The organism is Paenibacillus sp. FSL R10-2771, assembly GCF_038000205.1.
Classification (GTDB): Bacteria; Bacillota; Bacilli; order Paenibacillales; family Paenibacillaceae; genus Paenibacillus_AQ; species Paenibacillus_AQ phytohabitans.
In genome coordinates, this window is the sequence record NZ_JBBOBM010000001.1 from 5,082,611 (window position 1) to 5,105,211 (window position 22,601).

General features: G+C 54.9%; 17 protein-coding genes, 1 pseudogene and 1 riboswitch. Of the genes and pseudogenes, 1 reads left to right on the forward strand and 17 read right to left on the reverse strand.

The genetic code is table 11. From position 1 onward, the window contains the following. Positions 1 to 184: 184 nt before the first annotated feature. From NSU14_RS21730 to metA, 4 genes are all read right to left on the reverse strand, one after another. A complete protein-coding gene (locus NSU14_RS21730; protein WP_042135146.1) occupies positions 185 to 784 on the reverse strand; it encodes a hypothetical protein in 600 nt (199 codons plus the stop codon). Between the two features lie 228 nt (positions 785 to 1,012). Further along, entirely contained in the window at positions 1,013 to 2,149 is a 1,137-nt protein-coding gene (gene mqnC / locus NSU14_RS21735) for a cyclic dehypoxanthinyl futalosine synthase (RefSeq protein ID WP_042135145.1), read from the reverse strand. 194 nt (positions 2,150 to 2,343) lie between these two features. After that, the gene (locus NSU14_RS21740; protein WP_042135140.1) at positions 2,344 to 3,510 is read right to left on the reverse strand and encodes an aminotransferase class I/II-fold pyridoxal phosphate-dependent enzyme; all 1,167 of its coding nucleotides are present in this window, start codon (positions 3,508 to 3,510) and stop codon (positions 2,344 to 2,346) included. Positions 3,511 to 3,571: 61 nt separating this feature from the next. Further along, positions 3,572 to 4,489 carry a homoserine O-acetyltransferase MetA gene (gene metA, locus NSU14_RS21745; RefSeq protein WP_042135138.1) on the reverse strand — a complete coding sequence of 306 codons (918 nt, stop codon included), beginning with the start codon at positions 4,487 to 4,489 and terminating at the stop codon, positions 3,572 to 3,574. Positions 4,490 to 4,608: 119 nt separating this feature from the next. Further along, positions 4,609 to 4,740: riboswitch (SAM riboswitch) on the reverse strand. Positions 4,741 to 5,164: 424 nt separating this feature from the next. Between metA and corA the strand changes: the two genes are divergently transcribed. Further along, on the forward strand, positions 5,165 to 6,100 hold the full coding sequence (gene corA, locus NSU14_RS21750) for a magnesium/cobalt transporter CorA (RefSeq protein WP_042135136.1): 936 nt from the start codon (positions 5,165 to 5,167) through the stop codon (positions 6,098 to 6,100). Between the two features lie 90 nt (positions 6,101 to 6,190). On the opposite strand, the gene NSU14_RS21755 is transcribed toward corA, so the two are convergent. The 13 genes and pseudogenes from NSU14_RS21755 to cobJ form a co-directional block, all read right to left on the reverse strand. Continuing rightward, positions 6,191 to 7,132 carry a 1-phosphofructokinase family hexose kinase gene (locus NSU14_RS21755; RefSeq protein WP_340947343.1) on the reverse strand — a complete coding sequence of 314 codons (942 nt, stop codon included), beginning with the start codon at positions 7,130 to 7,132 and terminating at the stop codon, positions 6,191 to 6,193. Between the two features lie 164 nt (positions 7,133 to 7,296). After that, positions 7,297 to 8,313, reverse strand: coding sequence for an HRDC domain-containing protein (locus NSU14_RS21760; RefSeq protein WP_042135132.1), 1,017 nt, complete (start codon positions 8,311 to 8,313; stop codon positions 7,297 to 7,299). A 256-nt stretch (positions 8,314 to 8,569) separates the two neighbouring features. After that, a complete protein-coding gene (locus NSU14_RS21765; RefSeq protein WP_042135130.1) occupies positions 8,570 to 9,451 on the reverse strand; it encodes an ROK family protein in 882 nt (293 codons plus the stop codon). 836 nt (positions 9,452 to 10,287) lie between these two features. Then, complete coding sequence (locus NSU14_RS21770) at positions 10,288 to 11,916, reverse strand: cobyrinate a,c-diamide synthase (protein ID WP_340948975.1); 1,629 nt, start codon at positions 11,914 to 11,916, stop codon at positions 10,288 to 10,290. 36 nt (positions 11,917 to 11,952) lie between these two features. Further along, positions 11,953 to 13,107, reverse strand: a complete 1,155-nt coding sequence (locus tag NSU14_RS21775) for a cobalt-precorrin 5A hydrolase (RefSeq protein ID WP_340947344.1) — start codon at positions 13,105 to 13,107, stop codon at positions 11,953 to 11,955. After that, positions 13,055 to 13,849: a precorrin-4 C(11)-methyltransferase gene (gene cobM / locus NSU14_RS21780; RefSeq protein ID WP_336102662.1), complete on the reverse strand. Its 795-nt coding sequence runs from the start codon at positions 13,847 to 13,849 to the stop codon at positions 13,055 to 13,057. The genes NSU14_RS21775 and cobM overlap by 53 nt, the downstream gene beginning before the upstream one ends. A gap of 5 nt (positions 13,850 to 13,854) precedes the next feature. After that, complete coding sequence (gene cobI / locus NSU14_RS21785) at positions 13,855 to 14,604, reverse strand: precorrin-2 C(20)-methyltransferase (protein WP_042140913.1); 750 nt, start codon at positions 14,602 to 14,604, stop codon at positions 13,855 to 13,857. A 249-nt stretch (positions 14,605 to 14,853) separates the two neighbouring features. Then, positions 14,854 to 16,077 (reverse strand): bifunctional cobalt-precorrin-7 (C(5))-methyltransferase/cobalt-precorrin-6B (C(15))-methyltransferase, encoded by a 1,224-nt coding sequence (locus tag NSU14_RS21790; RefSeq protein WP_042135125.1) that lies wholly within the window; start codon positions 16,075 to 16,077, stop codon positions 14,854 to 14,856. After that, positions 16,070 to 17,194 carry a cobalt-precorrin-5B (C(1))-methyltransferase gene (locus NSU14_RS21795; RefSeq protein WP_076242845.1) on the reverse strand — a complete coding sequence of 375 codons (1,125 nt, stop codon included), beginning with the start codon at positions 17,192 to 17,194 and terminating at the stop codon, positions 16,070 to 16,072. The genes NSU14_RS21790 and NSU14_RS21795 overlap by 8 nt, the downstream gene beginning before the upstream one ends. A gap of 943 nt (positions 17,195 to 18,137) precedes the next feature. Beyond that, complete coding sequence (locus NSU14_RS21800; protein ID WP_042135123.1) at positions 18,138 to 18,803, reverse strand: precorrin-8X methylmutase; 666 nt, start codon at positions 18,801 to 18,803, stop codon at positions 18,138 to 18,140. A 2-nt stretch (positions 18,804 to 18,805) separates the two neighbouring features. Then, positions 18,806 to 19,597: a precorrin-6A reductase gene (gene cobK / locus NSU14_RS21805; protein WP_042135121.1), complete on the reverse strand. Its 792-nt coding sequence runs from the start codon at positions 19,595 to 19,597 to the stop codon at positions 18,806 to 18,808. Then, a complete protein-coding gene (locus NSU14_RS36025) occupies positions 19,594 to 20,904 on the reverse strand; it encodes a sirohydrochlorin chelatase (RefSeq protein WP_418793976.1) in 1,311 nt (436 codons plus the stop codon). The genes cobK and NSU14_RS36025 overlap by 4 nt, the downstream gene beginning before the upstream one ends. After that, positions 20,890 to 22,575 (reverse strand): annotated as a pseudogene (gene cobJ, locus NSU14_RS36030) (precorrin-3B C(17)-methyltransferase); the annotation flags it as partial. The gene NSU14_RS36025 and the pseudogene cobJ, both read right to left, overlap by 15 nt. Positions 22,576 to 22,601 lie beyond the last annotated feature (26 nt).

Below are 22,601 nucleotides of genomic sequence, written 5' to 3' on the forward strand. Positions count from 1 at the left end.
ATGCGAAATTTCGAACACAATTGACTTCCACGGCTCAATGAGCATAATGTATTCGAAATTTCGAATACAATTGGCTCGCCCGTAGCTGATGCTAGCGGTGCCGGTGGAATAGATGGAAAAAAGACATTGATAAAGAGCCCTCTTACACATCTAATATGTGCTGAAGGGCTATCTTTCGCTTTTACTAAATCTCAAATACTATCTCGTCGCCTGTCTCGCTCTTCTTGAAAGGGTTGATGTATTGTGTGAACCTCAATTGCAATCCTGAAGCATCGTCAGGTAATGGCGGGGAGACAACGTATTTATAGGCAGCATGATCAGATCTGCTCCCCCCACTAATCATCCGGGAGTCATATTGTTCGCTAATGTATAGCTCATAGTGGCTATGTTGATGAGATTTGGATTCAATCTCCGGCTCATTGTCCCAATCTATACTAAGTGTTAGTACACTTGCATTTGTGTATTGCCGTATAGAAGTTAGAGTATAGAACCGCTCCCCTATCACGACTGACTTCAGGATTGCAATGTGTTGTCTAAATCCCGCTGGTTCAATTAATGGTTTATATTGTTTTTCATTCATCATACTTCCAAATAACGACTTTAAGAAATCCTCATAGAGTCCATAAGTCTCTGACCATTTAGAAATATACTCAAACGGAGGATAACCTGGATTATTACCAGAGATTTCCTTCCTTCGCTTTATCAAAGAACAAATTTCTTTATCGATATCGGTAATTCCTTCATCATAGTGATCTGTTGGGCGTTCAAATGATATCCGTTTCATCTTCAGCCTCCCATGAGCTTATTTAAGTGATTTCACATTCAAATATTAACATATAATTGATTGTATGGATAATCGAACCTTTTCCAGACGACAAAGAACGCATATTCAATTGAACAAATGTTGTAGTTAAAATAATAAAAATAAACGGGTAAAAACTACATAAAGTGTAGTTTTTACCCGTTTTCTCACCTTAGTAGGGTAACAACACATCAGGTGTTGTTCTACCCTCTAGTTTTGCATGATGAAGTCATTGTCAATCTTAGCATTGGCGTCCTCGAACGTCCGCAGGATGTCATAACGCGTGTTGCGCTGCGCCGGAATCTTGCCTGCTTCGCGGATCAGCTGGGTAATGGACTCGATGTTGACCTTGTAGGTTGCGCCCGCCGAGGAAACTACGTTCTCCTCGATCATCGTACTGCCGAAGTCATTACAGCCGTATTGCAGGGAAAGCTTACCGACCTCAGGGCCCATCGTGACCCAGGAGGACTGGAAGTTCTTGATATTATCCAACACCAGACGGCTGATTGCCACGGTCTTGAGGTATTCTTCCGGTGTCTGCCGGTCCAGCTTGAGGTTCGTATTATCCGGCTGGAAGGTCCAGGAGATGAAGGCCAGGAATCCTTCGGAGTCATATTTGTTCGCTATGCACTCGTCCTGGGCTTCACGGACACGCAGCAGATGCAGCGCCCGCTCTTCCATACTCTCACCCAGACCGATCACCATCGTGGCTGTCGTGTTCATGCCGATCCGGTGCGCGGTCTGCATGACATCCATCCACTCCCGCCAGGAGCCTTTGAGCCGGCTGATCTTGCGGCGCGTGCGGTCATCGAGAATCTCCGCTCCCCCGCCGGGCAGGGAATCCAGGCCTGCGGCATGAATCTCACGCATGACCTGCTCCAGCGGCAGTCCGGAGACCTCGACCATCTTCATGATCTCTGCCGGTGAGAAGGAATGCATGGTGATCTCCGGGAACCGCTGCTTAATTCCGCGCAGGATGTCCGTGTAATAGCTGAACGGCAGATTCGGGTTCGTTCCGCCCTGCATCAGAATTTCAGTCCCGTTCACGCTGATCGTCTCGGCAATCTTCTGATAGATAGTTTCATCGGGAAGCACATAACCTTCCTCCGAACCCGGTCTGCGGTAGAAGGCGCAGAAGCGGCAATAGACATCACATACATTGGTGTAGTTAATATTACGGCCGATTACAAATGTAGCCAGCGGGTCCGGGTGCCAGCGCTTCATAATAATATCCGCAGCCGCGCCCATTTTCTCAATTTCATTGCTTTCGAACAGCGTGATTGTGTCTTCTAATTGAAGACGTTCACCTTTAAGTGTCTTATCCAGAATAAGATCAATTGCACTCAACGTTCGCAGCCTCCTCTTAATCCTATGAAGTATAGTAGATGAATTTAATTTAAAAAATAAACAAACTCGTTCCCCCATCGTATCACAATCGGATGAGCTTGAAAAATCTTTCGCCAAATAAAACAGCAGCACCCGTTGGCGCTGCTGTTCAATGTATACAGTGATTCTATCTGGCTGCTAAGGTTCCAAGATGCCTATTCCAGCTCGGTGCGCGCGGCCTCCAGTGCCTGCGTAAGATCAGCGATCAGATCGTCCACATGCTCGATGCCGACCGAGAAACGCAGCAGCCGGTCATCTACGCCAACCGCATCCCGGATTTCCGCCGGAATATCGGCGTGAGTCTGTACAGCCGGATAGGTCATGAGCGATTCCACACCGCCAAGACTCTCAGCGAATGCAATCAGGCGGATGTGGCGGAGCAGCGGCTCCACGTATCTGGCATCCTTCACCTTGAAGGAGAAAATCCCGGTGTTGCCGGAGGACTGGCGCTTCTGGATTTCGTATCCCGGATGATCCGGCAGACCCGGATGGAAGACTTCGGCTATGGCCGGATGCTCCAGCAGATAACGGGCGATAGCCAGCGCATTACTCTCATGCCGCTCCATGCGCAGGGCAAGTGTCTTCATCCCCTTCATCAGCTGGTAGCTGTCGTTTGGTGCAAGGACAGCGCCCAGTGAATTATGCAGAATCGCCATTTCTGCAGACAATTCAGCACCTTTGGTCACAATAAGTCCGGCAAGGACATCGTTATGTCCGCCCAGATATTTGGTCGCGCTGTGAACGATGATATCTGCTCCAAGCTCAATAGGGCGCTGGAAGAACGGGGTCAGCAGCGTATTGTCGACAATCGTGAGCAGCCCGTGGCGGCGGGCCCATGTACATACCGCTTCGATATCCGTAATCATCATCAGCGGATTGGTTGGTGTCTCAATGAATACACCCTTGGTGCCCGGCTGGCGCGCAGCTTCCAGAGCATCCAGATCATTCGTATCCACATAGGAGGCACTGATGCCGTATTTGGACAGAATCCGTTCCAGCAGACGGTACGTTCCGCCGTACAGGTCGAGCGAGACAACGAGATGATCACCTTGTCCAAACAAAGCAAACACAGTAGTCAGTGCAGCCATACCCGAGGCGCAGGCGAAGCCGGCATCTCCAGACTCCAGTACCGCTGCCGCATCTTCGAGCACAGAGCGGGTAGGATTTTTGGTGCGGATGTAATCAAAGCCCGTGCTCTGTCCGAGTCTCGGGTGACGGAATGCCGTCGCGTTGTACACCGGATAATTAATCGCCCCTGTCGCGGGGTCCTCCATCGAACCAATCTGTGCCAGTCTGCTCTCAATTTTCAGTTTCTCGTCCATTTCCATTGCCTCCTAAAAGTTTTGTGCGTGTAACCATTGCTTCTATATATAAATAATTTTTTTAAATAAACGCTCCGATATCGTAGGGTGTCTCCTGGTATACATAGTAATTGAGCCAATTAGCGAATAATAAGTTGGCATGGGCGCGCCAGACGGCCGGCGGTGTACGGGTGGGATCATCTTTTGGATAATAGTGCTTCGGAATCTCAATATCCATGCCCTTGGCGATATCGCGGTCATACTCCCATTTCAGGGAGAACGGATCATACTCTGAATGTCCGGTTACAAAAATCTGCTTGCCGTCATGCGCAGAAACCAGGTACACACCGGCTTCCTCTGATTCCGCCAGAATCTGCAGATCCGGATTATTCTCTATATCTTCACGGGAGACGTCGGTGTGACGGGAATGCGGCACATGGAATACTTCGTCGAAGCCCCGCAGCAGTTTCACATTATTATGGCTCAGCGTATGCGGAAACACTCCAAAGCATTTATCCGGCAGACTCACCTTACGCACGCCGAAGTGGTGGTACAGTCCTGCCTGCGCGGCCCAACAGATATGCATGGTCGAGGTTACGTTCTGCTTGCTCCATTCAAAAATCACTTTCAGCTCTTCCCAGTAGTTGACATCCTCGAACTCCATTTGTTCCACCGGAGCCCCGGTGATGATCAAGCCGTCAAAGCGGCGGTCACTGATTTCATCAAAGGTTTTGTAAAAGCTCTTTAAGTGCTCTGCCGAAGTATTCTTCGAGGTATGGGAGCTGGGATGCAGCAGAACAACGTCCACCTGAAGCGGTGAGTTCCCGATAAGGCGCAGCAGCTGCGTTTCCGTGGTTTCTTTGGTCGGCATCAGATTCAGGATGGCGATCCGCAAAGGACGGATATCCTGATGAAAGGCATGGCTTTCATCCATTACAAAAATATTCTCACCGGATAATACTTCTTTGGCCGGAAGACTGTCGGGAATTTTAATAGGCATTGCTGTTTCCACTCCTTAACTGAAATTAGGTTCCGCTTGGCGGTTAAATCTGATGTAAAACAACGAAAAAAGACCTTTCTCGGGCGAGAAAGGTCATATATCTGCAGTCATATGCGCCTCTCTCATCTGCCAGAGAACTTCCGCCGGACGAATAACGTCCTGCAAAGCTTCCGCAAGAATTAGCACCGTGCGTTCACACGCCGGTTGCCGGGTTTCATCGGGCTAGTCCCTCCACCTGCTCTTGATAAGATTTAGCTGTATTCAGTTGGGGTTATTCCAAAGCATCCGCGGATACTTTTCTTAAAATTCACTTTAAATCATGAACCTCCTTTTCGTCAAGTCCATACAATGCTTAAGGGGCCTGGAGAATGAAAAGAATTTCTCTTGAAAGAGCCATACCCCGGCGTTATACTAGACAAGTGTTTCAACCATAAACGGCGAAAAGAAGAGGTGAGAGAAGAATGGAAGGCGACCCGGGCTCGCGAATAAGCGTGCAGAAAGAACAACCACACAGGATTAACATCAGCTTGCCGGCGGCGGGGGCAGTTCTTCTTCATGCTCTCGGACCGTCTTTTGGCCTCCATCCATGATTGTACCACCGGCCAAGCTGATTTTTTCTCTGTGCTTTAATTAGCATATCCCTGGAGAAGACCAGGGACAGAAGGAGTGAATCAGATGAAAATCCGGCTGGTGAACGCAGGGGTTTTTACGACTATTGACAATATTGAGGATACACTTACCGCACCCGCTGAGGGTTTCTACTGGATTGATGCAGATGCCCAGGATCTTGTTGAGCTTCAGCCTTTGTACAATCTGCATGATCTGGCTGTCGAGGACTGTCTCAGTGAAGAGGATCAGCGCCCGAAGCTGGAGATCTATGAGAGCCATTATTTCATCGTAGTCAACAGCATCCGGTTTGATGACGAGGAAATCTTCCTCCGCGCGCTCAACGTATTCCTGGGCAGACACTTCATCATTACCGTTACGAAGCAGAAGATCCATGAGCTGCGCGTCCTGAAGCCCGTCCTGTGGGAGCAGGAGGTCAGTGAACCGGACCGTTTCCTGTACCTGTTAATCGACCTTGTGGTTGACAACTTCTTCTCGGTCGGTGACCGGATTGAAGCGCGGATCGAGAAGCTGGAAGAGGATATCCTCATGCACACCAAGAAATCACATCTCAGCGAGATCATCGGTCTGCGCAGTGAAATTCTCTGGCTGAAGAAGATGCTCGGCCCGCAGAAGGAAGTTATCAACACGCTCAACAAAAAAGACCTCCGCCTGATCGACGATCAGCTGCAGAAGTATTTCAGCGATATTTATGAAAATGCGGTCAAGATCTCTGAAACCTTTGAAACGTACCGCGATCTCATGGGCAACTTACGTGAAGCTTATCAGTCCAGTATTGCTAACCGCGCCAATGAAATCATGAGAGTATTTACGGCAATTACTACGATATTCATGCCGCTGACCGTTATTACCGGTATCTACGGTATGAACTTTGACAATATTCCCGAGACCCATTCCCAGTACGGCTATTATGGAGTCATCGCCGTCATGGTGACGCTCGGCTGCGGAATGCTGGTGATCTTCCGCAAGAAGGATTGGCTATGAAACTAAACGGACGAATACGCAGGACGAAGGCACCGGATACCTCTTGGTATAGGGAAGCCTTCGTCTTTTTGGTATATGGCGGCCACAAAACTACATGTGTCCGGCTGCGCCGGTATCCATGCCGGCAAACAACCGCTCCGTATCCTCGCGCTTGCAGAGCTGACGCTCCGGATTCATGACAGCTGCAGCTCCGGAGGCGATGCCGAACTGAACGGCTCTGCGCAGCGGCCAGCCCCGTTCCAGACTGTACACGAGTCCCGCAACCAGACTGTCGCCAGCGCCTACTACACTGAGTACAGGAACTTCAGGTGCCAGCAGATGCTCGCAGCCGTCTTTGGTAATCAGCAGCGCCCCGTCCCCGCCCAGTGAGACTACCACTACTTCCGTCCGGCCTTCTTCAATCAGCTGCAGTGCGGCTGCCTTCACTTCCTCATCACCGGTTATTGCATGCCCTACCAATTCTTCCAGCTCACGCGCGTTCGGCTTCAGCAGATATACACCGGCATCAGCCGCAAGCTGCAGCGCTTCGCCGGAAGTATCGATAATAACCCTGGCCTTCCAGGGCTTCGCAGCTTCAATGACACGCGCATAGAAATCAGCGGGACAGCCCGGGGGCAGACTGCCGCTGGCTACAAGATAAGCAGGTTTATCCGGCAGCGCCGTTAATTGCTCAAGACACTCCTTCCAGTCGCCTTCGATGAACCGCGGGCCCGGCATGTCGAACCGGAACTGCTGCCCGGTGGATTCCTCCACGACAATCAGATTCTCCCGGGTCTGCCCGCTGATCGGAATCTCCTGATGTCTTACGCCCTCCTGTTCCAGCATATGGTGCAGCAGCTGGCCATGAAGTCCGCCTGAGGCATAGAGTGCAAGGGAATCCCCGCCCAGTCTGTGAATCGCCCGTGACACATTCACACCGCCGCCCCCCGGTTTGTACGAGGCTTCACGGCAGCGCAGCTTATGATCGGGAACAACTTTTCTTATACCCGTACTGGCATCGACGCTAGGATTAACCGTCAACGTTACTATCATATGTCCCACTCCTTATTAACTGCATACAGGTATAGTACCGCTAATCGCCCCTTTCTCCTAATAATTTGCAGGCACTGCCGGCCGCAGATAAAACCCTAAAGCGCACTTCCTCACGGGAAGGGGGAAGCGCGCTTCAGGGTAAGCTCCGGGAAGAAGGCTGCTTCCTACAGGTTCGTCGCCAGCCCCAGACCGGCCGGCTGCTCCCGGCGGAAGCGGATACGGATCAGCCGCAGACGCTCATAGTACATATCGAGGCCTTCTGCGGGGGAGAAATCCTCGCCATAGGCCTTATAGAGGACGGGCTTCAGGAAGGTATCACCGATCAGCTCATAGGCTGTCCATATATTGTTCTGTTCCTGGGAAGTAACTTCACTGAGTTCAAGAGCAATGAGCTTCTCGACGGAATAACCATCCTTCTCCAGTTCTTCTACAGCTTCAAGAACTTCACGGCGGGAGACCCCGCTGAGCCCCTTAAGCTGCTCCATTCCCTGCCCTTCTTCAATCCCCTGAAGCAGTACACGCCGCAGTCTCAGCCGCTCCAGCTGCTTCTTGTATTTCAGCTCCTTCTGTTTGTACAGCCAGGAAACAAAGCTCTCTTCGTCGATCGAATCACTTACCCAGCCCAGCGGATATTGATGCTCACGCTGCACACCGGAGGTAATACTGAGCCAGTCGGCGCCATATTGCGAGGCTTTACCTTCACCTACGCCGGGAATCTGCAGCAGCTCTTCCGCCGTATGGGGCAGAAATGCACTGATCATCCGCAGCAGACGGTTGCTGGCCAGGATGTAAGGTGCCTTGCGTTCGCTGGAAGCCTTCCCCCTGCGCCAGGAGCACAGCTCCTCATATACGGTTTCATTGGCGTACTGCTCACTGTAATACTGCAGCTTAAGCTGCTCCTGACCTCGGCTGTTAAGATGCTCATCTTCATGAAATACACCATCAATCAGGGGGCGGTAACCGTCTCCCATCTTCATTGCAAGCTCATGCCGGTACACACACAGCATTTCATTCCATGAACCGCCTTCATACCATAAGCTGTCACCCATTTCCTGTTCTCCTGAGAAGTCGCGCCAGCCCAGGCGCCACACCCCCTCCTCCTCTCCAATCCACAATTGGGCAAATACCTCCTGATCCACACCTGACATTCTGGACAAACGGTTCATAAATACGATCTGCATATGAATCCCTACCTTCATCGTCTTACAGTATGCATGAGCTTTGTGCGGACCGGATTACCTGCCCCCGCCGATACCGTTTCAGCGGGAAAGATAAGGAACATTTATTGCGCGGAGCCTATAAATTCTTATCTTTGCACAAAAAAAAGCACCTCTCCCACGAAAATCCGTGAAAGAGGTGCTTCCTCTTAAATGCTATACTGTTAAAACCTAGGATACCACATATTGCGAAACAGTCAATGCCTTTTTGTAGGATATTCTACTGTCCGTCAAGCGCCAGCTTCGCAAGGCCAAGCGCACCGGAGAGTCCCGCATTATCCCCGAGCTGAGGAGGGACAATATAGCTGCCGATGGCTTCATTCAGCGCCGGATGCTGCACATATCCGCCAAGCAATTCCTGCAGCTTGGTATGGACCAGCGGGAAGAGCTGGCTCTGCTTCATCACGCCGCCGCCCATCACGATTCTCTGCGGCGATAGGATCAGCACATAGTTCATCAGGGCGTGGGCCAGATAGTGGGCCTCCATCGCCCAGGCCGGATGATCCGATGGCAGCTCGCCCGCAGGCTTGCCCCAGCGCTTGCCGATAGCCGGACCGGCCGCCAGGCCTTCCAGGCAATCGCCATGATAAGGGCAGAAGCCTTCATAGTGATCTTCCGGATGGCGGCGGACCAGAATATGTCCCATCTCAGGGTGGGACAGCCCATGGATCAGCTTCCCGCCGACCACTGCACCGGCGCCGATGCCGGTGCCTACTGTGATATAGAGGCAGCTATCCAGCCCTTGGGCTGCTCCCCAAGTGTACTCGCCCAGGGCGGCTCCGTTCACATCTGTATCGAAACCTACCGGAACATCAAGCTGCTCCGTCACGGCTCCAACGAGATTATATCCGCCCCAGTGGGGTTTCGGTGTGGTTGTAATATATCCGTAAGTAGGGCTGCCGATCACCGGGTCAATCGGTCCGAATGAACCGATGCCAATGGACTCCACCTCTTTAGCGGAGAAGTAATCTAATACCAGCCCCATCGTTTCTTGAGGGGTTGTGGTCGGAAAGCTCACCCGGTCGATAATCGTCCCGTCCTCATTCCCGATTCCGCATACAAACTTTGTTCCTCCTGCTTCAATCGCTCCCAACAATTTCACTGCAGCGTGCTCCCTTCTCCATTACCATCATTAAGTGATTGCTTCCAGACTTTGAAATTCAGCAGCATATAATCCAATCTATCCCCTGATAAAAAATAAGCCGGTAACCTGCCAGCAGGGTAATAAAGCGCTCTCTTGATCCTATTATACGAGGCTTACAGATGTATGACAAGCGGTTGACACACTGTATGCCGTTAAAAAAGATTATACAATTTGAGCCCTTTGTGGTCACTGCATAACCAATCAAAGACGGCTGTGGCCCGAATTTATTCTGATCCATCCCCCCGATTAGTGGATTGAAGGGAAACAATAGACAGAGGAGCCGAATGTATGCGAAAAACCGAATACATTGCGTCATCGTCAAGCCAAACGGGAGAAATGTATGCGAAAAACCGAGTACATTGCGCCATCGTAAAGCCAAACGGATGGAATGTATGCGAAAAACCGAGTACATTGCGTCATCGTCAAGCCAAACGGGGGAAATGTATGCGAAAAACCGAGTACATTGTGCCATCGTAAGCCAAACGGGGGGAATGCATGTGAAAAACCGAGTACATTGCGCCATCGTAAAGCCAAACGGGTAAAATGTATGCGAAAAACCGAGTACATTGTGCCATCGTAAGCCAAACGGGGGGAATGTATGCGAAAAAACTAAGTACATTGCGCCATCGTAAAGCCAACCGGGTGGAATGTATGCCTTGCTTATACTGGTTTTTTAGCATATAAAAAGAAGAACTTCCCAAAATCCCCAAAGATATAGCTTGAAAAACCAACATCCGAGAAAGAAAAGAGGTAATCCCCAGCCATCTATATCTATTAGAGTAGAAGAGATGGGGCTAAAGTTTGAGCCGCTGCTCCGCTTGCTTCTTCTGTTCCCGATAAGTGCGGCAGGCTTCCACCAGCCGCCCGGCGGCCGGGAAATGGGACGCCAAATGAATATGCGCATAAGCAGCCATAATGTTGCCGCTGATGTAGCCCTCCGGCTGACTGCCCCCTCTGCCTTTGCTCTCATAGGCATAAGTCCTGGCTTCGCCGGGAATGTAGCTCATGCCGGAATAATGGAATTCATGGCCGCGCAGTCGCCCGCCCTGCTTCAGCAGCAGGCAATCGTGAAGGGCTGTCACCTCACGGTACCCGAGCGCGGCGCGGCGTTCCTGCATTACGGTGTGCGCCGGAATGATCCCGGCCATCTCATGCACAGCGCCGGAGCGGTCGGTCAGGCTGCGGGCCAGCACCATGTAGCCGCCGCATTCCGCATACAGCGGCATTCCGTCTGCAGCTGCAGCTCTTACGCCGTCCAGGAAGAGTGAATTCGCTGCAATCACAGCAGCGAATTCTTCCGGAAACCCGCCGCCGATATAGATTCCGTCGGCCTCCGGCGGGATTCCCTCTCCGCTCAGCGGGCTGAACATAACCAGCCGCGCACCTGCGCGCTCGAGCAGCTCCAGATTGTCGGCGTAATAGAAATTGAACGCCGCATCCCGGGCTATGGCTATAACCGGCTGGACAGGACGGTGTGCCGGCCTGTTCGTATCCGCCGGCATTATCCGTGCTGCCGGTGAAGACAAGGTTGGCCCTGCTGACACAGGCCGCTCCTGTGATGCAGGCTCCATTGCCGGCGTGCTGCCCAAACCCGGAGTCTCAGTCGCCGTAAACCCCGGCATTCCCGGCTCCAGTATACCCGGGCAGCCCTGCGAGGGCCCTTGCGCCTGCAGCGCCGCAACCGGTTCCGGCGGATACTGCAATGCAGGCGCAGCAGCGGCAAGCTCCAGCAGCCGCTCCAGATCGGTGCCTTCCGCCAGCAGGTCGGCGGCATGCTCGAACAAAGGCTCCAGCTCTCCGCGCTCCACAGCGGGAAGCAGACCCAGATGCCGCTCCGGGATATCGAGACCACCGTCGCGCGGCAGCCAGCCGATGACCGGAATGCCGCAGGCCGCTTCAATCGCTGCCCGGACCATCCGGTAATGGCCCTCACTGCCGCAGCGGTTCACTATAACCGCAGCAATCCGCAGCTCCGGCTCCAGCTGCTGAAAGCCGAGCACAATGGCCGCAGCACTGCGTCCCATGCTGCGGACATCGACTACAAGCAGCACCGGACTGTCCGTCAGGATGGCGATTTCTGCCGTTGATCCGGTGAGTGCTGTGTCCTCTTTGCCGTCATACAGCCCCATCACACCTTCGATGACTGACAGATCCACATCCTCCGATACGCGCAGGAAATATTCCTGCAGATAGCTGCTTGAAGTCATCCAGGAGTCCAGGTTGCGGGAAGAACGGCCAGTGACTGCAGTATGATACGCAGGATCGATATAGTCTGGCCCGCATTTGAAGCCCTGTACCCTCAGGCCGCGCCGGGCAAACGCCCTCATCAGTCCCAGTGTGACCGTTGTTTTGCCGGAGCCGCTGCCCGTGCCTGCTACTACAAAACGCGGGCGTGTCTGCAAGAACGGCTCCCTGTCCTTCATTTCATTCCATGTCTCTCTCACCGCTTCTCCCCCGCTCTAACCGGCATAGACAACCCGCGCTACGGCGATTGTCACATTTCCGCTTTTATGTTTGCGCTGCAGGAGCACCTGCGCACCTGAAGATAACAGTGCGGCAGGCTCACAGACCCCGTACGCTCCGGTCGCTCTGAACACTACCTCCGAAGGATTGTCCAGGGTGACCGTGTTCAACTGGTCCGGTGAATACAACGCCAGCTCCCAGCCGTATTTGGCACAGAGAGCCAGCAATCCGGCCTCATCGCCCTTAATCCCGGCAGTAGCCACATTCCGCACACTGTAGAGCGATAGCCTGAGTTCTGCCAGCGTATGCAGCACTACAGCTTCAAGCTCTTCCGCAGTGGTTCCACGGTTACAGCCCAAACCGAGCACCAGGCTGCGCGGACGATAGACTACAGCGCATTCAGCAAGCACGGCCTCCTCCGGCTCATCTTGATCCGGCAGCCGGTCACTCACCACGATCGCTGCGCTGAAGCGGAAGCCGCTGCTTCGCAGCTCATCCCTGCTGGCGAATACGCGTACATGCTCCGGCAGCACTGCCTCCGGCGGCAGCCAGCCCGGCTCTCCGCTCTCCTGGACAAAAGCTACCGCTTCCCCGTTGACGAGCGCAGCACTGACACTTTTCATACCGGTAAAGCTGTCTGCGCGCCAGCCGTATTCCCGGCCAAGCAGATCCACAGCGAAGGTGCCCTGCACATCAGAAGCCGTTGTAATTACCGGATGACTGCCGAGCAGCCCGGCGATCTGCAGCGTCAGTCTGTTGGCCCCCCCGAGGTGGCCGGACAGCATGCTGATAACATGCTCCCCGCGCTCATCAATGACGATGACGGCAGGATCGGTTCTTTTGTCCTGCAGCAGCGGAGCAATCAGCCGGACCGCGGCGCCCAGCGAGAAGAACAGAATGACGCCTTCGTAATCCCGGAAGAGCCGGGGGAGCAAATCTTTTACCGGCCCCTCAAAAAGCGAAATCTCCCCAGCCCGCATCTCCACCCCGCCGCTATACTTGGCATAACAAAAGACTTCCGTCTCCCCGAGCCCCGCTCCCAGCTTCAGCGCCAGCCCGATGCCGTTTCGCGTGATCGCGACCGCTGCATACCGCCGCTTACTCACCAGAGCCAATTCCTTCCCGGCAGCCATGGGTAAATGCCTTGTCATAGAGCTTGGAGCGGTGCTGATCGCGGTCCGTCAGCCCGGGGTCCAGCGCCCAGCCGGCCAGGATCATGGCATGCATGGTGATACCCGCCTCCCGCAGATCCGGCTCCAAATTCTGCACCGTTGTCCGCAGAATCTGCTGATCCGGCCAGGTGGCCCGCTTCACAACAGCTACCGGTGTATCCGGACTCCAGCCTGCAGCCAGGAATTCTCCGGTCACATGCCCGGCCAGGGAGGCACTAAGAAACAGCGCCACTGTACAGTGATGCTCGGCCAGCTTGCGCAGCTGCTCGCGCTCCGGCACCGGTGTGCGTCCTTCCGCACGGGTCAGAATTACCGTCTGTGTCAGATCAGGCACGGTCAGCTCTGCACCAAGCGCCGCAGCGGATGCAAAGACCGAGCTTACACCCGGCACGATTTCATAGCGGACGCCGCATAGCTTCAGCAGTGACATCTGCTCCAGAATCGCGCCGTACATGGACGGGTCGCCCGTGTGGACGCGGGCTACGCTTTTACCAGACTGTACTGCTGCCGCCATCAGCTCCACCTGCTGCTCCAGATCCAGCCCCGAGCTTCGCAGTACCTCTGCACCGGGCTTCGCACTGTGGATCAGCTCCTCACTGACCAGAGAATCGGCATAGAGCACCAGGTCCGCTGAGCGCAGAATCCGGCTGCCTTTTACCGTAATCAGCTCAGGATCGCCGGGTCCGGCACCCACAATGTATACTTTAGGTTCGAGCACGATATCTGTCATTTGCTCACCACCATCAGACTTAAGTACTCCAGCTCCTTGCCCCGCAGATCCCGCGCATCGCGCCATACCGTTTCGTAAGGCGAGGTTACCTTGGTAACGACGGATGCTTTGCCGGACAGTCCCAGCTCATCCAGCACATCCAGCACCAGATCCAGCACCTTGGCCACCTTGAGGAATACCACCGTCTCGTGATGCAGCAGCGCTTCCTTCAGTGCCTCACGGTCATCTGTCGCCGGGATGATTCCCACCCGCTGATCTCCGTCCGCCAAGGGCTGCTCCAGGGCAGCAGCCGCACCCAGCACCGAGGAAATCCCCGGTATGGAGACGATCGGTACACCGGGATGCAGCTCCTGCATTAACCGGGCCAGGTGAATAAAGGTGCTGAACAGATTAGGGTCACCCTCCGTCACAAAAGCCACATCCCGGCCCTGCTTCAGCTCACTCCAGCACAGCTCCACAGTGCGGTTCCAGCCGCCTGCCAGCAGCACCGGATCTTTCGTCATCGGGAAGATCAGTCCGAGCATGATTTTCTCATCCGGCTTCACATGCATCTCGATGATTTCGTGGGCGTAGGATTTGCCGCCTTTTTTGGTTGCCGGGTAGGCAATCACCGGACATTCCCGCAGCAGCCGGCAGGCCTTGAGTGTAATCAGCTCCGGATCACCGGGGCCGACACCGACACCGTACAACGTCCCGATCGCCCGGGGAGTCAGCCTTTCCTCCAGCTTCAGCTCTTCCTCATCCATAGCATCATAGAGCGCACTTGCGGCCTGCATCGCCGCTTCTGCCAGCTGCGTTTCAGCGGCAATTCCTTCTCCCTCAGGTGCTTCCTGCCCGTCCACAGCCTGTACTGCCCGCTGACTCGCCTCCGTTACATGGGTCTTCATCGCGTATTCCTCCTTTGTTTCTGCTCGCTTCTTGCTTCCTTATATCTGAATATCTAATCTAATCTAATCTAATCTAATCTGATCTAATCTGTTCTGTTCTGATCAGCCTCAACTCTTCCGTCCACTAACCACATACACGGGATTCATACCCTCGAACCGGGTCATGCCGAGAATCGGCTTACCGCGTGATGCCTGAAGCATAGTTACCCCGCAATCCAGGCCTGCCTGCTTCAACGCCTCCATGCTTCCATATAGCGTCTCAATGGTGATCGCTCCAACGACAATCCGCCCTTCCGGCCGGAGTCTCGCGGCGCAGAGCGCGATAATATCCGCCAGCTCCCCGCCGCTGCCGCCGATGAACACTCCATCCGGATCCGGCAGACTCTCTAGGCCCTGCGGCGCTTTTTGATGTATGATCTGGAAATCGGCGCGGAACCTCCGGCGGTTCGCTTCCATGTTCGGCAGATTTTCCGCTCCCTTTTCCAGGGCATAGACCTTGCCGAGCCGGGCAATCCGCGCACATTCCGCCGCAACCGCACCGGAGCCGGAGCCGATATCCCATACCACCGCATCCTCGGACAGATTGAGCTCCGACAGGACGAGAGCCCGGACCTCACGTTTCGTGATGAGGCCTTTCTCCGGCTTCCGCTGCTGGAACTGCTCATCCGGATAAGCGAAGCCGCGCCGCAAAGTGGAGCCGGTTCCCGGCTTTCTGCGCAGGATAACTACATTCAGCGCCGCAAATTCACTGGTCTCCATCTCATCCAGCGTCCAGAAGCGGCAGATTTCTTCCGCTCCCCCCAGCCGTTCGCACACAAACGCTTCATATTCCATCATCCCGAACTCACGCAAATAAGCGGCAATCACCGCAGGCGTATTACTCTCGTCCGTTAGCAGAGCCACCTTGTGCTTGCCGTCTATGCGCTGGGCCAGTCCCTGGATGGGGCGCCCGTGCAGACTGATCAGCTCGGCATCCTGCCAGCTGTCCCCCAGCCGGGCAAACGCGAGCTGCACACTGCTATAGTGCGGAATAACCTCAACATGCTCCGGCCCGAACTTGCGGACAAGATACCCCGCGATGCCAAAAAAGAGCGGGTCCCCCGAGGCCAGAACCACGGTCCGCCGCTCCCTCCACAATCCCTCCAGCTTATCTGTAAAGGGCTTCAGCCCGCCTTGCAGAATGATTTTCTCACCGGTATATCCGCCAAAAAAATTCAATTGCCGTTCTCCGCCGAGCAGCACCTCACTGTTATTCACTTTGCTTAAGCTATCCGGTGTCAGGCCGCCGGCGCCATCCTCACCGATACCGATAACATAGATCAGGTTACCCACAGATCTCCGCCCTTCCCAGCACTCGGCCCTTCATCGTCATCAATACCATTTCCACAACCATGCCCCCGTTCATATGCTTCAGACTTTGTTCACAGGCATGCCGGCACAGGCTCTCAAAAAAAGCGGAATTCCCAGCCTCGGTCATCATATCCACCACCTGCGAGGCAGTATTGGCGGCGGCAATCTCCTTCACCTGCTTGTCATCTGCCCCGGCCTCCGCCGCCACGGCTGCCAGAAATCCGAAGTCAACAGGTGCGTTCTTCGAGTGGATCAGCATGGCACCTTGAGCGACCTTGGAGAATTTACCGGCCATGCCCACAAAGGTAACTTTCTTGATCCCATAGGCCTTGGCATGCTCCAAAGAGAAGCCTACATACTCCCCCATTTGGATAAAAGCTTCCTCCGGAAGCCCGGCAAACATCGCCATCGCATATTTCTCACTGCTGCCGCCGGTGGTCAGAATAATCTGCCCGTTCCCCGTCGCGGCCGCAACCGAAATCGCCTGGACCACACTCGCCTTGTAGGCTTCGGTGGAGAACGGGGTAACCACGCCCCGCGTGCCGAGGATAGAAATGCCGCCGATGATGCCGAGCCGCGGGTTCAGCGTTCTTAGGGCAATCGCTTCGCCTTCCGGCACGCTGATGACCACCCGCATCCCCCGCGCCGCGCCATGCTCCTCCAGCACACCGGACACCGCCTCCAGTATCATCCGCCGCGGCACCGGATTAATCGCCGCTGCTCCGACGGGCACCGGCAGCCCAGGCTTCGTCACCCGGCCGACGCCACGGCCGCCGTCGATCTCCACACCGGGGTGATCCAGCCAGCTCACCGCTGCTTCAATCCAGGCCTGATGCGTCGCATCCGGATCATCTCCGGCATCCTTGACCGTGGCACAGATTGCCGAGTCCGCTCCTTCGCACTGCCAGCCTGTAAGTTCAAAGGAATGCCGGAAGCCCGCCGGGAGATCAATATCCACAGCGGGAAGCCTGTCGCCTGTAATCAGCAGCAGTGCCGCACCCTTGGCTGCGGCGGCGGCACAAGCACCTGTGGTGTAGCCCCTGCGCAGAGGGGCAGCAGGAGTTGAGGAGGCAGGAGCAGCGGAAGGTGACGATGACAGACCGCCTGGTTCCGCACCTCCTGAGTCACCGCCGGACTCCGCAGCTGTGTCCGTCCCTGCCAGCCGGGATAGGGCAGGAGATGTTGGCTGTGCTTGCGGATGAGGTTGCGATTGCAGCTGAGGTTGCAGTTGCAGTTGCGATTGCAGCTGGGGTTGCGGTTCAGCTCCTGCAAGGGTACGGCAGTATTCTTCAATATTTTCCGATTCTCGTTTTGCTGCATACTTTGCATACTCTGTATCATGCTCAGGCCCGCGATTCGCTGCGGACTCCACATCATGCTCAGGCTCGCGATTCGCTGCGTACTCTGCATCATGCTCAGGCTCGCGATTCGCTGCATACTCTGCATCATGCTCAGGCTCGCGATTCGCTGCATACTCTGCATTCTTCTCAGACGCCCGCTTTGCAGTGTACTCTGCCGCGGACTCATTATCATGCTTCACCTCCGTTTCCTCCTATTCTGATCTGCCCGGTTGTCTGCTGTTTCCTCGCTCATGGCAATCCCTCTTTGTGATGATATGCAACCTATTTGGAGCATCGTAGATATATTTAGACACGCCAACAATTAAATAAGCGAGTTCAATCAACAATGCAGTCATTGATGTATTCAGTTCCAAGTGAAAATTCCATAATAGTTGTATACTGTGCAATTAAAATCAGCGAAAAGGTAGGCTAGCATCTTATAACTGTACTCTGTACAACTAAATCTGCCCAAATGGGTGAGAACAAGCAAAAAACAGTAGTTTAATTGTACGAAATACAGCTAAACGGATAATTGGTTGTAAATCAGACGTTTTAGTTGTACAAAGTGCAGTTAAGCATACCTCATAAGCCTAGACATATGGATTAGAACATGTTCATATCCTGTTCGAAACCCGCTCAGACCCAACCCTTATAGAGTTTTGGCCCAGCGCTAGCACAGGTCCCGCTTATTCCTGCGCAGGCCTAATTCAATTCGCCCGCAGCCCGGCGGACCGCCAGCAGACTCAGTGCGTTGACCGCTGCAACGACGATTGTGCTTCCGCCTTTGCGGCCGATATTCGTGATGTAAGGAATGTCGAGCTTGCGCAGCTCATCCTTGGATTCCGCTGCCGAGACGAATCCGACCGGCATGCCGATGACAAGACCCGGCTGCGCTGTGCCTTCTTTTACCAGACGAATCAGTTCCAGCAGGGCAGTCGGCGCGTTGCCGATCACATAGATCCCTCCCGGAGCCTGTGCACAAGCTTTGCGCGTAGCCATAATGGCCCGTGTAGTCCCGAGCGCCTTCGCTTCTTCCATCACATCCGGATCAGAAATATGAACCCTGACTTCCCCGCCGTACCGCTGAATCCGCTCCTTGGCAATGCCCGCCTCCACCATCCGCACATCGGCAATAATCGGCTTGCCCTGCAGAATGGCGCTGATCCCCGCCTCAATCGCCCGCGGGTGAAAAACAAGACTGCGCCCCAGCTCAAAATCGGCAGAAGCATGAATGATCCGCTGTACTATTTTGTACTCCAGCCTGCTAAAGGAATGTTCACCAATCTCTTCAGTAATCATCTGAAAACTCAGACCTTCTATTTCCTGCGGCTGTACTGTCACCGGCTTGAAATCCGTACCAAAATCCACAGTTACCCCTCCTTGTTCATTTGCAGGGCAGTTCTCACGGCCTCCGTAATCTCGTCAAAAGAGTCAAACACCTTCCCGCTCTCTCCAAAGCTCAGCTCCGGCCGCATAATTAAAATGACGTAAAGCCCCATATCCAGCGCGGCATGCAGCTTCTCATCCACCGAGCCTTCCGCCCCGCTCTCTTTGGTAATCATCACCTGTGTGCCATATTGCCGGTAAAGTGCCTCGTTCATCTCTCTGCTAAAAGGGCCCTGAAGCGCAATAATATTCCGCTGCTCAATGCCAAGGGACAGGCATTTCTCCATATTCTCCAGGCAGGGCAGCAGTCTGACCGTCAGCCGGATATCCGGATCTCCCAGCAGCGCTTCCGCAAACACCTCAAGTGTCTTGCCGCCGGTCGTCAGCATAACGGAACCCTTGAGTTCCCTGGCCTTGCGCGCAGCCTCTTCATAGGAATGCACAACGATCAGCCGGGGGTGGCTGTCATAGATAAGACTTTGCCGCTCGTAGCGAAAATAGGGCAGGCCCAGCGCTGCAGCCGCGCCCATAGCATTGGCGTGTGCCTCCAGCGCAAAAGGATGGCTGCCGTCCACTACTGCACGATAGCCGCCCTCCTGCAGCAGCGAGATCATGGCCGGCTTATCCAGCCTGCCGACCCGGGAGCGGATTGCTGCGGCTTCCAGCCGTTCAGCCGCACTGGGCGTTACGACAGAGGCCTGCAGCGGCAGGCCTTGTCGCGACAGGTTCAGGGCCAGCTCCCGGGCATCGCTGGTGCCGCACAGCATGAAGATCATCGCGGCTGGCGCAGATCCCGGTTGTCTGCCGGAGCCGCTGTTCCGGTTACATCATGCCGGTCTTGATGCCCATGGTCATGATCCGCGCGACCGTGATGCCCATGCCTATGATGCCCATGACCGTGATGCCCGTGTCCGTGATGCTCATGCCCATGTCCTCCATGTGCGTGATCCCCGTGATCGTGTTCCTGATGATCGTGGTGTCCATGATCATGTTCCCCGTGCTCATGCCCATGATGTTCATGCCCGTGATGCCCGTGCCCATGATCCCCATGTCCATGCCCCTCCTCACCATGGTGATGATGATGGTGGTGGTGCAATGCCGCTTCATCACGGTACTTGCAGTTATCGCAATTGCTGAAAGACTGTCCCTCCATCGTCTCCTCAATGCGCTCTGTAAGCATATCCACAAGCAGCGGGTGCGTGCCGAGCTGGCGGCCGAGCTGCACTTCAATTTCCGGATGCTCTGCGGCGAAGTGAGAAACCATTTCTGCGAACTGCTTCATCAGCACTCCGGTGAACAGCAGGTACGGCACAACTATAATCTTACGCGCACCCAGTGCCAGGCAGCGTTCAAGCCCATCCGGAAGCGACGGCTTCGTGATAGCGATGAAGCAGCTTTCAACGCTTTGGTAAGACGTTCTTTCCCATAGCAGCCGGCCCAGCTTATAGAAATCACTGTTGGCATCCGGATCACTGCCCCCGCGCCCCATAAGCAGCACGATGGTATCCTTATCCTCTGCTGCAGATGTTGTACAGGCTTGGGCTTCCTGCAAACTCAAGTCTGCAGCTCCGGCTTCATTACTGTGATCCACAGAAACGGCAAGAGAGTCAGCTTCATTACTGTCTTTCACAGAAGCAGAAAGCGGTTCAGCTTCCCGTATCCGGTCCAGCACAATATCGACAGCCCGCTCCTGAACACCCAGCGGACGCCCGTATACAAACTCCACCCCCGGATATTTCAGCTTGGCTTCATCGATCGCCATAGGAATATCCAGCTTGGAATGGCCCGCCGCGAACAATATAATCGGCACAATATAAATTTGCGTCGCACCGCCCTCCACGCATTTGGCAATTCCGCCCGCGATTGAAGGTGAGGCTAGCTCTATGAAGCAGGTCTCAAACTTAAGCTCCGGCTTGCGGGCGGCTAGCTGGCTGGTGAATTGCAGCAGCTCATCATTTCCCGCTTGAATCCGGCTGCCGTGTCCAACCAGTAATACGGTTCTCATCATGCGTACTCCCTCTATGCTGTCATTATTATCTATACTTCCTGCAGTGCTGTTCACCTGTTCTTCAATACTGCCCATTCGTTCATAAAAAGCATGAAACCGCTCCTTCTCCCGGCCTTGCGCAGTATAATGCTCTACTGCCGCTGCTACAGCAGCCACGGCTTCATCTTCATCCATACCTTCCCGGACCAGAGTGCCGGCATGCGCTCCCCGGCCCGACTTCTTGCCGCCCAGATAGAGCTCATAGCTGCCCCGCGAAAGGACCAGCCCGATGTCATCCAGAACAGCCGAGCTGCAGGCCATTCCGCAGCCCGCCACGCTGATATGCAGCTCTTTGGGTACAGCGAGCCCGTGCAGCAGGGTATGCAGGCGGACCGCCGCGCTTAAAGCGCCGCTTCTCCGCAATTCACAGAACCCGCAGGTTTTTACTTTCACATAATCACCGGGTATACTAACGCTCAGTCCTGCCTCTGTAAGCTTCGCGGCCACCTCAGCACGGTCGCCCGGATGGCTCCGCAGCAGAAAATGTCCGTCCTTCGTATAGATCAGCTGCCCCTCATCGCCTGCCAGCTCCGCCAGCAGTTTCATCTGGATACCGCTGAATCTGCGGCTGCCGATGACAGGAGAAACCTCCAGCTCAAAGGTTTCATCAGCGTGTTCCGCCAGCTGAACGGCAGGAATACGTGGACGCTTCACGCGCACAGACGCTGCCAGGCTTAGCGCCGCAGCCTCCTCCGTCCGTCCCCCGTCAGTTGGAGCCATTCTCTCTGACACCAATCGCTCTACCCGTCCGGTTTCACCGGCAGCTGCACCCGGTGCCACTGCTCCATCTATCCGTCCCGCCTCAGCAGCCACACTCTCCACCGCTGCCCCTTCAGACCGTCCCGTCTCGACTGCCACACTCTCCGCCTCAGCCGCAGCCAGCGACCAAGGTTCGGCCGCAGTGCGCAGCCGCTCATGCGGCTTCAGCGCCTGCGTCTGCGCACCTAGATTGTACTTGCGCTCGTATCCGCGCGGCGTAACCATTAGACCCTCGTAGACCACCGTCGCCGAGTTGCCGACGACAACCGTAGAGAGCATGCCGATCTCATGCTCCAGCATCTCCTGCAGCGTAGTGACGATCGTCTGCTGACGGTCACGGTAGGCGCTTTTGACAATGCCGACCGGCGTGGAAGGATCACGGTAACGCAGCAGGATATTGCGTGCTTCTTCAATCTGGCGCGTCCGCTTGCCGCTGCGAGGGTTATAGAAGGCGATCACGAAATCCGCAGCGCCCGCCGCTTCTACACGCGCGGCAATGCTCTCCCACGGGGTAAGATGATCGCTGAGGCTGATTGTGCAGGAATCATGCATGATCGGCGCTCCCAGCAGGGAAGAACAGGACTGGATCGCCGATATTCCGGGGATCACCTCGACCTCTACTCCGTCAGCCCGGTTCCAGCCCCGTTCAATCAGCACCTCGTAGACCAGACCCGCCATGCCGTATACACCGGCATCGCCGCTGGATATTACGGCAATGGTCTGGCCGTCCTCGGCTCGGCGGACGGCCTCCTGCGCCCGGCTGACCTCTTCGGTCATGCCGGTGCCGACAATCTCCTGATGCCGCAGCAGCGGTTTGATCAGATCCACATAAGTGTTATAGCCGATTACAGCCTCACTCTCTTCGAGAGCAGACAGCGCCCGGCCGGTAATATGCTCCAGCGCTCCGGGACCGAAGCCGATAATCAGCAGCTTGCCTTGTTTCTTCATCCTTCTTCCCCCGTTCATGAATACCT